This window comes from uncultured Campylobacter sp. (genome assembly GCF_937997405.1).
Lineage (GTDB): Bacteria > Campylobacterota > Campylobacteria > Campylobacterales > Campylobacteraceae > Campylobacter_B.
In genome coordinates, this window is the sequence record NZ_CALKTL010000174.1 from 1 (window position 1) to 16,896 (window position 16,896).

General features: G+C 45.2%; 15 protein-coding genes. 12 read left to right on the top strand and 3 right to left on the bottom strand.

Annotation, left to right across the window (positions count from 1 at the left end):
• Positions 1-127: 127 nt before the first annotated feature.
• Both Q0372_RS09265 and Q0372_RS09270 read left to right on the top strand, forming a co-directional pair.
• Positions 128-256: a hypothetical protein gene (locus tag Q0372_RS09265; protein WP_297882610.1), complete on the top strand. Its 129-nt coding sequence runs from the start codon at positions 128-130 to the stop codon at positions 254-256.
• 99 nt (positions 257-355) lie between these two features.
• Entirely contained in the window at positions 356-919 is a 564-nt protein-coding gene (locus Q0372_RS09270) for a hypothetical protein (protein WP_298105176.1), read from the top strand.
• A gap of 16 nt (positions 920-935) precedes the next feature.
• Here Q0372_RS09270 and hemH read toward each other — a convergent pair whose 3' ends face one another.
• Complete coding sequence (gene hemH, locus Q0372_RS09275; RefSeq protein WP_298105179.1) at positions 936-2,033, bottom strand: ferrochelatase; 1,098 nt, start codon at positions 2,031-2,033, stop codon at positions 936-938.
• Complete coding sequence (locus Q0372_RS09280) at positions 2,030-2,902, bottom strand: Gfo/Idh/MocA family oxidoreductase (protein WP_297880129.1); 873 nt, start codon at positions 2,900-2,902, stop codon at positions 2,030-2,032. Before Q0372_RS09280 ends, hemH begins: the two co-directional genes overlap by 4 nt.
• Before the next feature lie 121 nt (positions 2,903-3,023).
• Here Q0372_RS09280 and alaS point away from each other — a divergent pair, with 121 nt between their 5' ends.
• From alaS to Q0372_RS09330, 10 genes are all read left to right on the top strand, one after another.
• Positions 3,024-5,567, top strand: coding sequence for an alanine--tRNA ligase (gene alaS / locus Q0372_RS09285; RefSeq protein WP_298105182.1), 2,544 nt, complete (start codon positions 3,024-3,026; stop codon positions 5,565-5,567).
• The gene (locus tag Q0372_RS09290) at positions 5,564-6,073 is read left to right on the top strand and encodes a hypothetical protein (RefSeq protein WP_177386618.1); all 510 of its coding nucleotides are present in this window, start codon (positions 5,564-5,566) and stop codon (positions 6,071-6,073) included. Before alaS ends, Q0372_RS09290 begins: the two co-directional genes overlap by 4 nt.
• Positions 6,073-6,618, top strand: a complete 546-nt coding sequence (gene maf / locus Q0372_RS09295; RefSeq protein WP_298105185.1) for a septum formation inhibitor Maf — start codon at positions 6,073-6,075, stop codon at positions 6,616-6,618. Before Q0372_RS09290 ends, maf begins: the two co-directional genes overlap by 1 nt.
• A complete protein-coding gene (locus Q0372_RS09300; protein ID WP_298105188.1) occupies positions 6,612-8,522 on the top strand; it encodes a transglycosylase domain-containing protein in 1,911 nt (636 codons plus the stop codon). Before maf ends, Q0372_RS09300 begins: the two co-directional genes overlap by 7 nt.
• A 72-nt stretch (positions 8,523-8,594) precedes the next feature.
• Positions 8,595-9,245, top strand: coding sequence for a hypothetical protein (locus Q0372_RS09305; protein ID WP_298105191.1), 651 nt, complete (start codon positions 8,595-8,597; stop codon positions 9,243-9,245).
• 41 nt (positions 9,246-9,286) lie between these two features.
• Positions 9,287-9,937 carry a hypothetical protein gene (locus Q0372_RS09310; RefSeq protein WP_298105194.1) on the top strand — a complete coding sequence of 217 codons (651 nt, stop codon included), beginning with the start codon at positions 9,287-9,289 and terminating at the stop codon, positions 9,935-9,937.
• A gap of 144 nt (positions 9,938-10,081) precedes the next feature.
• Positions 10,082-12,319: a nitric-oxide reductase large subunit gene (locus Q0372_RS09315; RefSeq protein ID WP_298105196.1), complete on the top strand. Its 2,238-nt coding sequence runs from the start codon at positions 10,082-10,084 to the stop codon at positions 12,317-12,319.
• Between the two features lie 289 nt (positions 12,320-12,608).
• Complete coding sequence (locus Q0372_RS09320; RefSeq protein ID WP_298105199.1) at positions 12,609-13,052, top strand: GatB/YqeY domain-containing protein; 444 nt, start codon at positions 12,609-12,611, stop codon at positions 13,050-13,052.
• A 128-nt stretch (positions 13,053-13,180) separates the two neighbouring features.
• Entirely contained in the window at positions 13,181-13,798 is a 618-nt protein-coding gene (locus tag Q0372_RS09325; protein WP_298105202.1) for a hypothetical protein, read from the top strand.
• Between the two features lie 52 nt (positions 13,799-13,850).
• A complete protein-coding gene (locus Q0372_RS09330; RefSeq protein ID WP_298105204.1) occupies positions 13,851-14,486 on the top strand; it encodes a hypothetical protein in 636 nt (211 codons plus the stop codon).
• Between the two features lie 363 nt (positions 14,487-14,849).
• Here the strand turns inward: Q0372_RS09330 and Q0372_RS09335 are convergent.
• Positions 14,850-16,896, bottom strand: a 2,047-nt coding sequence (locus tag Q0372_RS09335) for a hypothetical protein (protein ID WP_298105208.1), incomplete at its 5' end; no start/stop codon positions are given.

Genomic DNA, 16,896 nt, shown 5'->3' on the forward strand with positions numbered 1-16,896 from the left:
GCTTGATTACGCGGGCTCGCTGGTTTACGACGTGAAAAATGTCTATAAAGACGCGCAAGGAAAGCTCTGAAATTTAGCTTGGGGTTTAAATTTAGACTTCTAAATAGGCGGTTTAGCGGGGATAAGGATGAACGAGGCAAGGCTCGAAGAGCTAAAGAAAATTCTAAACGAACGACGTCAAAATTTAGAGCGAGGCTCACAGGAAAATTCTGACGCTCAAAATTCCAATGCCTTAATTTTAATAAAGGAGATATAGATGAGTAGAGGAAGTGTTGATAAAAGGTGTACTTATTACAGGTGGTTTTAAATCGCTACAAGAATATTCTGATTTGCCAAAAGCTACTAAAGGAATACAATGAAAAACCCGCTTTACTACGTAGATTATTGGTATGATTTGATTAAATTTGGCTTTGATCGGAAGCATACTTTTATAACGCTAATCGTTGTTTGCGTTTCATTTATCGCACCGATATTTCTCTTGTACTCCTACTCTATCGTACCAAGTACTCAAAGCATAAGAGATCCATTCGTATTTTACGGTACTATAAAAGAACTTAAAAGGCACAAAGGACATTATCGTACGAAAGCCAATTGTGTAGTGTCAATCCAAAATAATAATAAAATCATCACTAGACGCTTTGTAGATGTAAAAATTTCAGAAGGAACATATATTTGTGATATATTTTTTAAAGAATATGTATTTAATCGATGTATAATCATAAATATGTCTGATTTTGTATTGAATAAGCTGAGCCGCTGCGATGATGGTTTGGTTTTATTTAAAGATACGACAAACATGAGCTATCTCTACAAAGGAAGAAAAACTAGCGTTATAGTTGGTATAATTTTAGTTTTAATAGCTTTTATATTTACTTTCAAGCTTCATATAGAATATAAAAAATCCAAACTAAAAGATTAAATTTTAATCTCTAAATTTACAACGCTTGCGCGAGTATAAATTTTGCAAAATCCTCGCGGGAGTTCGGGCATTTGCACACTTCGTAGTATTCATAACCCAGCTCGCTTGCACTAGCTCGATAAAAAATATCCAGCTCAAAATCGGTCTCGGAATTATCTACGCAAAACGCGATCGGAAATATGAGCGCTTTTTTGCTCTGCAGATCCCGCAAAACGTCCGCGATATTGGGCTCTAGCCACTTCACGGGGCCCAGGCGCGATTGATACGCCAAAATAATCTCTTTAAATTTAATCCCGCGCGCAGCCAGCAGATCTTTTAAAATTTCCACGTGCGCCTCTACTTGCGCCTCGTAGGGATCGCCCGCGGCGATCATTTTTACCGGCAGCGAATGCGCAGAAAATATGAGCGAAATTTGCGAAATTTCATCCGCGCTAAATTTTGCGATGCATCCCGCAATTAAATTTAGTAAAATTTCGTTGTAAGCGGCGCTGTCGTAGAAAATGTCGATGATTCTATAATTTTTTATACCGAGCCGTTTAAGCGCCGCTTCGGCAGAGCACAGGCTCGATTGCACCGTAGTTTTCGAGAAGTGCGGATACAAAGGCATCAAAATTATCTCGTCAAAATCCGCGTATTTTTTAAACACATCCTCCGCAAATGGCGGCGTGTAATTCATCGCATAATCGCAAATTAGCTCATCTATCGGTTTTTCATCCTGCGGCGCCTCATTTTGTAGCGGCTCACCCTGCGGCGGGACATCTTGCGGCGGTTTGCTCTGCAATGAAATGTCTTGCGGCGACTCATTCGCAGCACCCGCATCCGCCGCATTTTCAAATTTTAACCCCGCGCCTAATTTTGCTCGCGCTAGTTCATTTACCCGCTCGCAAAGCGCTTCGGTGATGGAGCATATCGGCGAGCGTCCGCCCAGTTTTTCGTAGTTACTGCGCGCCGATGAAGTTCTGCTTCTTACGATGAGCGCGGCCAAAACGCTGCGCCAAAAACCACTTTTAATGTCCAAAATAAAGGGGTCGTTAAACATATTTTTTAAAAAAACTTCAACCTCACTCAGATTGTTCGGACCGCCCATGTTGAGTAAAATTAGGGCTTTTTTCATGAGATGATTTCTCTGATTTTTATCGCGTCCTCTACGCTTGCAAGACCTGCATTAGTACTGCTGTCGCACATCGCGCAAAACGCTTCGTGTTCGCGGCGTAGCGAAAAATCGTCGCGATCGACGCGCAGATTTACGCGCCCGTCAGGCGTAATTTTAAAAAGAGTTATTGAGATTAGATCGCCGAAATATACGCCGCTGTCGGTGCAAATTTCGATACCGTGGCGTCTAATCGGATAGAGATTGGACTGCATTAGCGTGCAATAGCAGCCGCTTTTTGTGTGAAGCGTCGCGCATGCGGCTAGAGTGCGCTCTTTAGAGATATTTTTGCTAAGTTCTATGCAGGCGATCTCGCTGTGAGAAAGCAGCCGCACAAGATCGATATCTCTAAAAAGGGCATTGGCTACGATATCTGCTCTATCATCGTTTGCAAAGCCGCTTACAAAGCTCATCGAAAAAATTTTATCCCCCTTGGCAAGCTCGCGTAGCAAGGATACGATTACTGGATTGTAGCGGTCGGAGTAGCCTACGGCTAGGCGCGTACCGTTAGTAGTGACCGCGTAGTTTATCTCTCTAGCTTCGGCTAGGCTTTGTGCGAGCGGAGATTCTACAAAGATATTTTTGGTAAACGGTAGGCATTTTAAAATCAGCTCTTTATGCGATGGCGGGGGGGCTGTGATGACTACGGCGTCGGGCTTGGCGACGTTAAAAAGATCGGTTAGATTATCAAAGACCGGATAGCGCGGGCCGAAATTTTCACTGCTGCCCTTATGATAAAGCGCTACAAGCTCGAAATAATCGCTCCTTCTTAGCTCGCTGAAGTGCTTTTGACCAAGCTCGCCCATGCCTATGATCGCTATCTTTTTTTTCATCGCCATGCCCTAAATTTAATCTTTCGCGCCATTATAACTAAGAATGGTTAAAATTTATAATTTTTAAAATCTAATTTAGCTAAAATGCGCCTTTAAAATTTAACTTGAAATAGGACAAATCATGGATATTAGAAGCGAATATTTAAATTTCTTTGCAAGCAAAGGGCATCAGATCATCCCCAGCGCGCCGCTGGTGCCAGATGATGATAGTTTGCTGTTTACAAACGCGGGCATGGTGCCGTTTAAAAGCATATTTACAGGAGCCGTTCCGCGTCCGACGCCGCCTATCCGCACGAGCTGTCAGACCTGCATCCGCGCCGGAGGCAAACACAATGACTTAGACAACGTCGGTTATACCGCGCGCCATCATACGTTTTTTGAGATGCTTGGAAATTTCAGCTTTGGCGAGTATTTTAAAGAGCAGGCAATCGCCTATGCGTGGGAGTTTATCACCGAAATTTTAAAGCTTCCTAAAGACAAACTCTACGTTACCGTGCACGAAAAGGACGACGAAGCGTTCGGGTTCTGGGCGCGCCACATAGCGCAGGAGCGCATCTACCGCTTCGGCGATCACGATAACTTTTGGGCGATGGGCGATACCGGACCGTGCGGGCCGTGCAGCGAAATTTTTTATGATCAGGGCGAGGAGCATTTCCACTCGCCCGAGGATTATATGGGTGGCGACGGCGACCGCTTTTTAGAGATTTGGAATTTAGTTTTCATGCAGTACGAGCGCAGCAAAGACGGCAAGCTTAGCCCGCTTCCAAAGCCTAGCATCGACACTGGCATGGGGCTTGAGCGCGTCACGGCGATTAAGGAGGGCAAGTTTAGCAACTATGACAGCTCGCTTTTCATGCCGCTAATTGATGAGGTTGTAAAACTTTGCGGCAAACCTTACGTTTATGAAGGCGGCGCGAGCTACCGCGTCATCGCCGATCATATCCGCTCGGTTACGTTTTTGCTAGCGCAGGGAACAAATTTTAACCGCGAGGGCAGGGGATACGTTTTGCGTAGAATTCTGCGCCGCGCCGTGCGCCACGGCTATCTGCTCGGCATCAAAGAGCCATTTATGTATCGCCTCGTGGATAAAGTATGCGAGCTGATGGGCGGGCATTATGCATATTTGAATGAGAAAAAGCAAGCCGTAAAGGAGCAGATCAAACTCGAAGAGGAGCGGTTTTTTGCCACTTTGGCAAACGGCATCGAGCTTTTTAACGAGGAGCTTGCGCGCACTAAAGAAATTTTTAGCGGCGAGGTCGCGTTTAAACTATACGATACCTACGGCTTCCCGCTCGATCTGACCGCTGATATGCTGCGCGAGAAAAATTTGCGCGTGGATGAGGCTAAATTTGACGCGCTTATGAGCGAGCAAAGGCAGATAGCTAAAGCCGCATGGAAGGGCAGTGGCGATAAAAACGTCCGTGGCGATTTTAAGGCACTGCTAGAGAAATTTGGTGAGAATAAATTTAGCGGTTACGAAGAGCTTAGCCGCACGAGCAAGGTTTTAGCGCTACTTAACGAGGATTTTGCGGAAGTGGATGAGCTCAAAGCTGGCGATATCGGCTGGGTGATGTTTGATATCACTCCGTTTTATGCACAAAGTGGCGGTCAGACGGGCGATAGCGGCGAAGTGGAGTCCATAGCCGATGTGTTTGATACGCAGAAATTTTATGGGTTAAATTTATCCCACTTGCGCCTTAATCGTAACCTGAAAATCGGCGATATAGTCGGGCTTAAGGTTTCTGAGGAGCGTGAACAGATTGCACGTCATCACAGCGCGACGCACCTTTTGCACGCGGCGCTTCGTGCGGTGCTAGGGGCTCATATCGCTCAAGCAGGAAGCTTGGTTGAAGCGGACCGCTTAAGATTTGACTTCTCGCATCCTAAGGCACTTAGCGACGAGGAGCTAGCTAAAATCGAGGAATTTGTAAATAACGCCGTTTGCAAGGGCTGTGCGGCAAAAACTGAGATTATGGATATAGATGACGCTAAAAACAGCGGTGCAATCGCGCTTTTTGGCGAAAAATACGGCTCAAAAGTGCGCGTTGTGAGCTTTGGAGAGATTAGTAAGGAGCTTTGCGGCGGAATTCACGTGCGTAATTTAAGCGAGATAGGACCGTTTTTTATCGTCAAAGAAAGCGGCGTAAGTGCGGGTGTTAGGCGTATCGAGGCAGTTTGTTCGCGCGCGGCTTTAAATTTGGCGCTTCAAAATCGCGCTAAGCTTGCTGAAATTTCTGCGGAGCTAAAGGGGATTGAGCCTCTCCGCGCGATTGAGAAATTAAAAGATGAGATTAGATCGCTAAAAGATCAGATCAAGCATGCAAGCAGTTCTCATGCACTGGCTTTTCTAAATGTCGGTGATACTAAACTTTGCGTAGCCTCAGTCGAAAGCGGTGATATAAAAACTATGATAGATGAGTTTAAAAATAGCCACGAAAAGGCGGCGATAATGCTGATGCAAGTGGGCGCGGACGGTAAAATTTCAATCGCGGCAGGCGTTAAAAACGCGCCGATCAAAGCTGGCGAGTGGGTTAAGCTTGCGGCACAAATTTTAGGCGGTGGCGGCGGCGGACGCGACGATTTTGCGACCGCGGGCGGTAGGGACGTGCTAAAAATCGAAGAAGCGATCAAAGAGGCGATCTCTTACGCAAAAGGTAAAATTTGAACGAAATCGATACTGGCTTCATCAAAGCCTCGCAAATTTTGCCGCTGATTCACATTTTAAGCGTGATTTTTTTGGTCTGCGCGCAGATCTGCGTATTTTTGATCGCGCGGATTTTTATGAATTTAAGCAGTAAAAGTCAAGCGGATGCGAAGGATGTAAAATTTGCAGAAATTTTACGATATATGAAACGCTATGAACAGTTCTTTGCACTATTTTTGGTGATCGTTTGCGTAAGTGGATTTTTTCTTGCGGACGGCGGAAGTTTTAAATTTTCAGATCCTATGGTAAAAGGTGCGATTGCCACGCTATGGGCTGGCGCCGGCTTTATACTACTAAATTTTATCTACATGCATTATAAAATTTCATCTTTGAAGCGAGCTTTGGATGCAGGAGATGAGCTTGAGGCGAATGAGCATTTAATCATCGTCGTTAAATATTTCATCCCACTAAATATCGTAGTTACGCTGATTTGCGTTTATTTGGGCGTGACGGTGGGCGAGTTTTGATGATCTATTTAGCTTCCAGCTCGCCTACTAGGGCGCAAATTCTAAAAGATAACGGCGTAGAATTTACGCAAATTCCTTTTAATTTCGACGAAAGCGGCATTAGTAAGGACGATGCACGCACCTATGCTTACCGCGTTGCCGTAGCCAAGAAAGTGCAGTTTTTTAAAATTTATAAAAATTATGATAGAGTGCTGTTTGCCGATAGCTCCGTACTTGCCGGCGGCGAAATTTTAGGCAAGGCGCGGGATGAAGCGGACGCGTTAAGGATGCTGCGGGCTCAAAGCGGTGCTAGCTGCGCTGTTTATACTGCGATGATTTTTTGCAGTAAGGCGCTAGAACTTTCGGCACTTAGCGTCGCAAGCTTTGAATTTGCGGAATTTAATGAAGCGGATTTAAAAGGCTATATCGCTAGCGGTGATTGGCGCGGCAAGGCGGGTGCGATGAGTATCGAAGGCTTTAACGAAAAATATATCAAAAGCTCGCGTGGGTCAAAATTCACGGCGATGGGGCTTGATCTGGAAAATTTAAAGAGGTTTGTATGGTAAGAGTTTTATTTAGTTTTATTACGGTTTGTGCGTTTGCCGCAGGCGGAATTTTTTTGTATTTTTACTCGCAAATCCGCTTGGAATCGGACTCGATCATCGATTATCATCCCGAGCTTACGACTAAAATTTATGACCGCAACGGCAATTTGATAGCCAATGTTTTTAATGAACAAAATAGAATTTACGTAAAATTTGACGAGATTCCAGGCCGCGTGATCGAGGCGCTCGTAGCTATCGAGGATACGGCGTTTTTCGAACACGGCGGTGTGAATGTCGAGGCGATTTTTAGGGCGATTATTAAAGACGTCAAAGCGATGAAATTCGTCGAAGGGGCTTCTACGATTACGCAGCAGATCACGCGAAATTTAGTTCTTTCGAGCGAAAAGAAGCTTGATCGCAAGATCAAAGAAGCAATCCTATCGCTTAAAATAGAAAATGCTCTAAGTAAGGAACAAATTCTAGAGCGTTACTTCAACGAGGTGTATTTCGGGCACGGATATTACGGCATCCGCACGGCGGCTTTGGGATATTTCAAAAAGGATTTGCAAGATTTAAGCCTTAAAGAGATCGCGATTTTAGTGGGCTTGCCGAAAGCTCCTAGCAGCTTTGATCCTACTAAGCACCTGGATTTATCGCTTTCGCGCGCCAATAACGTGATTTATAGGATGCATGAGCTCGGCTGGATAAATAAGACCGAATATGAGCTTGCGATGAACGAACAGCCTACGATTTATAATGAAACGCTCACGCAAAACGCAGCGCCGTATGCCGTAGATGAGATCATAAAAGAAGCCGAAAAAATTCTACCGGACGTCCGCACGGGCGGATACCGCATAGATACGAGCCTTGATCTAAAGGCGCAGGCGATGGCGCAAGAGGCATTAGTTTTCGGCTACAATGAAATTTTAAAGCGCAACAAAGACGCTAATGCAAGCAACGTAAACGGCGCTATGGTCGTCACGCATCCGCAAAACGGCGAAATTTTAGCCTTAGTAGGCGGCGTGGATTACGCGAAATCAAATTTCAATCGCGCTAGCCAATCCCAGCGCCAAACCGGCTCCAGCTTTAAGCCTTTTGTCTATCAAATCGCCCTTGATATGGGCTACTCGACGATGACCGAAGTTCCCGATATAGCTAGAGAATTCGACGATGGCAGCGATAAAACGTGGAAGCCGAAAAATTACGACAAGACTTACAGCGGCTATATCACGATCAAAGAAGCTTTAACACGCTCGCGTAACCTTGCCTCGATCAATTTGATGCAATCTATCGGCGTTGATCGCGCGGTAAAAAAGCTGGGCGAGTTCGGCTTTAAAAACGTCCCGCCCGCCCTGTCAGTGGCTATCGGCAGCTACGGAATTTCGCCGCTTGAATACTCCACGATGTATTCGATGTTCCCCGGGCTCGGTATCACGGCAAAATCAAAATTTATAGTTTCGATTACCGATAAGGATGGCAAAACTCGCTTTATAGAGCCTGAGCGCCGTCGCGTGCTGCGCCCTGAACAGGCGTATCTGATGACTACGCTGCTAAAAAATATCGTGCAGCGCGGCACCGGTACTCGCGCGCGCGTGCAAGGCATCGACATAGCGGGCAAAACAGGCACCTCAAACGATAGCATAGATGCATGGTTTTGCGGCTTTACGCCGGATTTGCAGATCATAATTTGGTATGGCAACGACGATTATAAACCGATGCGAAAGGTCGAGGGCGGCGGTCGTACCGCAGCACCGGTGTTTGCAAAATTTTTAGATACCTATTTAAAAGAATATCCGCAAACCAAGCGCAACTTCACCGTCCCGGACGGCGTTTTTAGCCGCCAATACAACGGCAAAGACGAGTATTACACTAAAATTTCGCCACTTCCTAAACCTCGCGAAAGTAGCAGCGACGGATCATTTTAAATTTAGAGCAAATCCAAATTTTATCCGCAGATTAAAAGCGATAAAATATATGGTCAATTTTAAGGGTCAAGATTGCAGGATTTAGAATTTGAAAGTAAAAAGATAAGAATAGAAAATACTCGTGTAAAATTCGGCAAATTTTTTACGAAATTATGTTTTATATATTTTTTATATTCTCTTAGCGCCTTTATAATTCCTAAAAATATTTTAGATATTTCTCCTGCGTGCTTGAATTTCGTAAATTTTATGAAAAGCTATTTTCCAAATATCGAAATTATCGGTAGTATTAGCCCATACACCCAACTTTCTGAATTTTACGTTAGTATTATGTGGATATACGGGATTATTATTTTTGCGGTTTCTAGCTTATATTCATTGGTTTATTATATTTACTTTTGCAGATATGATGATGATTTTATATTGCTTTCAAAAAAGAAGTGTGAAAACGATTGCCCGTTTTTGTTGCTTCCGTTTATGTTTGGTCTTGGTATTTTTATGTTTGAGGTTTATTATACCGGATATTTTGCAAGTAGCGGTATCAGCATAAGAACAAGCCATTTTATGCCGGAATTTCAAAGTAGATTTTCAATTTTTGGATATATCATTTTCTTTCAATCCGGTTTTTCTCTTTCGGGTTCCGTAATATTAATGTCTACATTCGAATTTGTTTACAAAATATATTTCTATTTAAGAGGAGTGAAAGATGCAGAGCAAAGTCAATGAAAAGAGTGGTGTATTGAATTAAAAATTTGGAGTATTATCGTATGGAATTTCAAAGTTATAAATCGGAAATGCCGCTTTTTATGATCAAAGATTATTGGACTAAAATCAGCACAGAATGTTATTTAATATTAGCTGTATTTTTAGTTATATTTCTATTTTTCTGCAGAGGAAGTGCTTGGGCATATCAATTTTTAGGAGCTGTTACTTTTTTAGTGGGAATTTTATTTATTAATAAACATAAATTTTTAAATTTCTATTCCGATAGAATAGAATATAATTCTTTATGCAAAAATTATAACGATGTATATTCGGTACATAAAAGTGTAAAGGCTTCTAATTTTGATAAAATCGCTATTTATAAATTTTCTGGACTCGTGATTGAAGACGCTTGCAAATACAATGCCAATATAACTAGGTTTAAAAAATTTCTTTTGCTAATTTTATTGTACGCTTTGCATCCGATAAATCTTCTTTGCTTCGGTGTACTTAAAATTTTAAGAAGAATAGATAGCATAAATTTAAATGTTCTAATTTTATTAGATAGTACTCATAGTAATTATTTTGCCATTCCGTTAACTATGTTAAGTGAGCATGAACGAGTAAATTTGAAAAAGTATTTAAAAGACAAACTAAATCTAAATCTTGATAATATTGAGATCAGGGATAGATTTATAGATATAAATTTTATATAAAATTTTCTAAAACCCTTTATTCCAGTATATTTTAATAAATTCCAGCTTAAGCAGATAAATTTTATCTTTTTATTGACGAGCCTCAATGCTTATAGAAATTTAAATGGGTAGAATTCTCTCCTAATTTCAGTTAAAGGAGTGAAAATGGCAGAATTTAAGAAGCTCTGGATGACGCTTGTAGCGGTACTCATCGTGGGCTTTAGTTTCTTGGGTTTTTACGGCGGCGAGGTGTATAGGCAGTCTCCGCCGGTGGTAAAATTTACCGATGCTAGCGGAGCTGAGCTAATCAGCACCGAGCGCATTTACCGCGGGCAGGAGGCCTGGCAGAGCATCGGCGGCATGCAGGTGGGCTCGATCTGGGGTCACGGAGCGTATCAAGCGCCTGATTGGAGCGCAGATTGGCTGCATAAGGAGCTGGTTGCGTTTATGGATATCAAGGCGCAGGAGCGCTTCGGAGCGAAATTTGACGCTTTAAGCGATGAGCAGAAGGCGCAGATTAAGGCGCTTACCAAGGCCGAGTACCGCACCAACACCGTAAAAGACGGCACCGTCAAGCTAAGCGATGATCGCTTGAAGGCTATGGCGGTCGTAAAAGACGAGTACATGGGCGTTTTCGGAAACGATCCGCGCTTTAAAAAGCTTCGCGAGGATTACGCGATGAAGGAAAACACGCTCGCAAACGAGCAACACCGCGCCGAGCTCGTGGATTTCATCTTTTGGACTGCGTGGGCGGTTTCTACGGATCGTCCGAGCGGAGAGGCGACCTATACCAATAACTGGCCGCACGAGCCGCTGATAGACAACGTCCCTACCACGGAAAACGTCGTTTGGACGATCGCAAGCCTCGTTATTTTGCTTACCGGCATCGGTCTTCTGGTGTGGTTTGGAAATTTCTACGGCAAAAAGGACGAGGATTTCGAGGCTCCTGCGAAGCTTAGCGCCGATCCGATCGCCGCTTTAGCGCTTACTCCGTCGCAAAAGGCGCTTGGTAAATATCTTTTCGTAGCGGTTGCGCTGTTTGCATTTCAGGCCTTCATCGGCGGCTTTGTTGCGCACTATACGATCGAGGGTCAGTCCTTTTTTGGGCTTGATATTTCGCAGTATATCCCTTATTCGCTAGCGCGCACCTGGCACGTGCAGGCATCCATTTTCTGGATCGCTACGGGCTTTTTGGCGGCGGGATTGTTTCTAGCGCCGATCATCAACGGCGGCAAGGATCCGAAATTTCAAAAGCTCGGCGTGGATGTGCTTTTCTACGCGCTTCTTTTCTTGGTCGTCGGCAGCTTCGCGGGCGAATACATGGCGATTGCGGGCAAGATGGATCCAAGCAGCAGCTTCTGGATCGGGCATCAAGGATATGAGTATTTAGACCTCGGTAGAATTTGGCAGCTGATACTGTTCGTGGGCCTTGTGATCTGGATGGTACTCGTGCTTCGCGGCTTTATCGCAGGCTTTAGAGCCGAGGGCGATAAGAATTTATTAGCGATCTTCACCGCTTCGGTCATCGCCGTGGGGCTTTTTTACGGCGCGGGACTATTTTACGGGCAGCGCTCGCCGATCCCTGTAATGGAGTATTGGCGCTGGTGGGTCGTGCACCTTTGGGTCGAGGGATTTTTTGAGGTTTTCGCGACTGCGTCTTTGGCGTTCGTGTTCGCGTCCTTGGGCTTAGTAAGCAAGAAATTTGCCACCTACACCTCGATTGCTAGCGCGTCGATTTTCCTAATCGGCGGAATTCCGGGTACCTTCCACCACCTCTATTTTGCGGGTACTACTACGCCGATAATGGCTGTGGGCGCGAGCTTCTCGGCGCTTGAGGTCGTGCCTTTGGTGCTTTTGGGCTCGGAAGCGTTTCACTATTACAAACTTCAATTTGCGCAGGATTGGGCTAAGCGTCTAAAATGGCCGCTTTACTGCTTTATCGCCGTGGCGTTTTGGAATATGCTGGGTGCGGGCGTTTTCGGCTTTTTAATTAATCCGCCGCTTGCGCTATTTTACATCCAGGGCTTAAACACCACTGCAGTGCACGCTCATACGGCGCTATTTGGCGTATACGGCTTTTTGGCGCTCGGCTTCGTGTGGCTCGTGGCGCTGTATATTTACAAAGACAAAAACTTTGATGATACGCTGATGAAGATCGGCTTTTGGGCGCTAAATGCGGGTCTGCTTCTAATGGTGCTAATCTCGCTTCTGCCGGTTGGAATTTTGCAGGCGTTTGCGGCGATCGACGTGGGTATGTGGTACGCAAGAAGTGCGGAATTCTTGCAAAAAGATAGCCTCTATGGGCTCCGCTGGGCGCGCATCATCGGCGATACGATCTTTTTAGTAGGAAGTGTATGCTTCTTGCTTCAAATCGTGCGAATGATATTCTCACGCGCTAAATAGAGCTTTCGCGGGCTTTTATTACTCGCTTTGCCTCGCAGGAATTTTATATTCTTGCGAGGCTTTTTAAATTTTACTCGGCTTTGCGCGAGCCCTTCGTGCGTGAGCTTATTTTCGCGGACGATATCCGCGCGAGCCTTTTGCCGCGGACGATACCCATGCGAGCTTTAAATTTAGCGGCAAATCGCGCTAAATCTTTAAAATTTTAAAATTTCATCCTCTTAAATTTACCCGAGCCAAATTTTAAATTTGCTACAATTACCGCCGAAATTTTAATCTCAAGGAGTAGAAAATGGGTGTGCGAGAGCAAATTTTAGAAGACATTAAAACGGCAATGAAAAGCGGCGATCATTTCCGCAGAGACAGCCTGCGGATGCTTAACGCCGCGCTTAAGCAGGTCGAGGTGGACGAGCGCATCAGCCTTAGCGACGAGCGCGTCTTTAGCATACTTCAAAGCGAGATCAAGCGCCGAAACGACTCCGTACAGCAGTATCGCGCGGGCGGTCGCGACGATCTGGTGCAAAAAGAGCAGGGCGAGATCGAGATCATCGCGTCTTATCTGCCCGCGCAGCTAAGTGATGCCGAGCTTGCCGCTGAGGTTGGCTCGCTAATCGCGCAGCTCGGTGCGAGCGACGCAAAGGATATGGGGCGCGTGATGAAAGCCGCCAAAGAAGCGCTTGGCTCAAGAGTGGACGGCAAGCGGCTGAGCGAGGCGGTCAAAGCGGCACTGAAGTAGCCTGCGTTTGAGGCTAAATTTCGGCTACAGCTAAATTGTATCGACGTAAAATTTCGCTGCTGAAATTTTTTGAGATAGAGCTTTGGCTGCGGAATTTATACGCTAATTTAAAATTTTAAAGGATCATCATGAAAAAATTTATCGCGGTTTTACTAGCTGTCCTGCTTGTGGGATGCCAGTGCAAACAAAACGTAGTGCCTGGGGCGAACGAAACGCCCGAAAAGATTACGGCATTTTTCATAAACGATGGCAAGGAATACATCGTAGGTGAGAAACTCAGCTATGTCCTAACGAACGGCTCGTCGCTTAAGAATATCTCGGAATTTTACGATGGCGGATACGCCAAAGGGCTTAAGCGCGAGTTTGTACAGATCGAAGTAACCGATGCTAAAAACGGCGAGGCGCGCGGTACCTTCAGTGCTTTTTTAAACTCTGCCGCAGGAGCAGACGTCGCCAAAATCAAAGCTCTAGCGAACCGCATCGAAATCGATGAGAAAAAAGGCGAGATAGAAGTGATTTTCTACTTCGATGCGCGCGTCGTACAGATCAAAAATCTTAGCGAAATAATGAAGCCAAGCGACAGGCTGCGCTCTCCGATTCCGGCAAACATCGAGGTTAGGCCTGAACGCTGCGAGGGCAACGCCCTATTGTATACGATAAGCACCATCGTAGCTGTGCCGATAATAATCGTGGGAACGGTACTGTTTCTGCCCGTGGTGATGATGCAGGAATATAGCCCGCGATAATAAAAGCCGTAAAATTCCGTATCTTGCAGCGAAACTTACAATGTAATGATCGATGAAGCTCGGCGAAATTTGGTATAACTTAGATCGCAAGTTCGATCTATTTATGATCGCATTTTATTTGGCGGCGATGTGGTACGGATTTCTTTTTAGCTTGAATCCGAAAAGCTTAGACGATCTGAAAATCGCAAATGGAATAATCATGGATGTCAGAAGCGATGATGGGCGCGAATATATGCAGATTTTTACGGATGAGCGCAAATTTATCAAAGTCTTTTTAAATGGCGATACGGATAACTTAACCTCTTTTTATAAAAATAAAATTTTGCTCAATGCAGCAATTGTTGAAGCTAATTTTAAGCGCTCAGGAGCGGACGAGTGGCAAGGCGTAAATATCAAGCCTTCTATCTCGCTAATCGCATACGAATGGCTGGAAGGCAAGCGAGTTAAAGCTTGGTATCAAAGCCGTCCGTTTCCGTTTCAGGGTCGCGGCACGGCGTATCAGGTTTTATTTTTGGATTATAATGCGAGCGTCGACCCACCGCAGCGCGAGTATCTGATGAAATTCAGATATGACAAATACGCTACGACGGATGATAAATTTACAGCTACGATATTTGGAGCTTTGACGCTCATTTTTCTTGCGATTATGGCGGGTAAATTTTATCAAGCATGGCGCCAACTGCAATAAACATTGCGCCGCGAAATTTTAAGTAGCATCGGATAGCCTGAAAACACGGCGCGCAGTATCGATACGAAACACTTTAAAAGGCGCTAGGCTTGCGGCGTGCATTTCATTGCGGATAGCGGCGCAAGCGCGAGTAGGATAAGCTTACGGCGATAAATTTAAATCGTTATCAAAAACAGATCGAAACGAGATTTAAAATTTAAATAAATAGCGTGCGCCGAGTTTTGAAATTTTACGGCTCTAGCTGCGCCGCCTAGCGCGAAATTTTAGAATTTAAACTGCGCGAGATTTCAAAATTTCAAAATTTTAAATTTCGCGCTCGTTAGCAGTATCCATAAATTCCAAACGTCAAATGGGACGGATGGACTAAAATAGCCCTTTGAGCAGCCCCTTAACCACGTCCGATTTCTCCTTTTTCGCGTCGTTTTTGCTGCTGTTATCGTCCTTTTTCACGCCGAAAAGTTTGTCGATGCCCTTGCCGATCTGCTTGTCGAGCTTGCCCTTTAGATAGTCCGATCGCACGTCGTATTTCGGCTCTTTAATCGTGCCGGTGATGTTTATTTCAAGATCGGTCTTTTCGATGTTTGCTTTAACCGGCACCGAAATTGCGCCCGTTTTGCTATCCAGCGTGCCGCCCGTAACGTTTAGCTTGCTTTTTTGCGCGCTCATATCGGCGTTGAAATTTATCAAATTTTGCTTGATCGTGCCGTTTACTTTGGCGTCGTTATAGACCTCGCCGCCTAGATCGCGGCCTAAAATTTTGCCGATTTTATCGATCAATCCGCCGCTAGGAAGGCGGCCGTTGTTGATGATCGCGTCGAATTTGCCGCTGTGCGAGCTCGTATTATACGTAAGATTTGCGTTGCCCGTGCCGTCGTAGACGTGATCGATATTTAGAAGCGTCGTAAGCTCTTTGACGATGAAATTTTGAATTTTAAAGTTCGCCTCATCGCCCGCGATCTGTCCGTTTAGCTCGCCGCCCGCAACCTTGGAATTTATGGTCGCAAACAGGCTCTTGCCGTCGTGCGAAAGCTCGCCCGTCGCGGCAATTTTGCCGTTTAGTCTGCGATTTAGAAAAAACTCTAATCGCTGCAGACTCGGGATCAGTAGCGCGTAGTTAGCCTTAAGCGCTTTGTTTTTGAGCTCGTAGGTGCCGTTTAAGCTCTGAAGCTGCGCCAGATCGGAGTTTGCACTTGCGCTAAAGGTCGCGACGGAGTTTTTGATATTTGTCTGTGCCTGCGCGTCCGCTTTTAGATCGCTCGGGAAGCTCTTGCCCGTTGCGCCGTCTAAAAATTTCTTAAAAATCGCGCCGTTAGCAAGCGAAATTTGCGCCGTGCCGTTGATGCCGTCTTTTAAGCTTAACTTCGCATCGCCGTTTATCGTGCCCTCTCCGATCGCATTGCCGTAAAACAGAGCCGAAAGCACGGCCAGATTTAGATTGCTCGCCTTAAGTTTTAGATCGCTTAAATTTCCGCTCGCATTCAGGTTGCCGCCCATAGCGTTTAAATTTAAGTTTAGATTTTTAAGCTCATTTTGCGCTAGAGCCGCGCTAAACTCGCCGTTTGCCTTGCCTTGCAGCTTCACTCCCAGGACGTTTTGCAGCGCGGCTAGATCGTTTGCGTTTAGCTTCGCGGACAGCTCGCCGTTTTTGTTTTTCAGGTCAAATTTGGCCTCGGCATCCGCTTTAAGCGCATCTTTAAACGCTGAAATTTGCGAGTTTGAAAGCTCAAGCGTAGAAAAATCGGTCTTTAAATTTCCGTTTGCTTTAACGTCGCCCGAAATTTTACGCCCGATAAGGCTTTCGAGCTTCGCTAGATCGGGCAAATTCAGATTAAAATCGGAGTTTAAAGTTTTGTTTTTCAGATCAAATTCCGACTTTTCGGCGCTTATCTTGCCCAGAGTCGAATCGATCTTGCTTGCTGCTCGCAGGACGTCATTTTGCGCCGTGATGTCTGAGTTTAACGTGATCTGCACGCCTTTTGGGATGGAGATATTCATATCTTTAAACGCAGATTCGTTTAGGATCAAATTTGAACTCTTGATGCTTGCGTTGCCCTCTGCGCCGCCGCTGCTAGCCTTGATGTCTGAGAGCACGTCGATATTTCCTTTGGCGTAGATCGGTAGCGAAGCCACGGCAAGGGCTTTTTCGACGTTTAGAGCTTTAGCGTCGATTTGCAGATCAAGCGGCTTGAGATCTTTTAAATTTGCTAAAAATTTTACGTTGCTATCAAAAATCCGCCCGCTGCCGTTGATGCCGAATTTGTCAAGATCGCCCAAAATTTGCCCCTTAAGGCTTAGCTCTTCGCTCGTTTTGATGCCGAGCTTGGCTAGATCGTGCGCGTTTGCGTCGTAGCTAAGATCGAAAGAGCGCGCAAAAAGCGAGTATTTGCCCTTTACGTTTACGCTCGCAGCG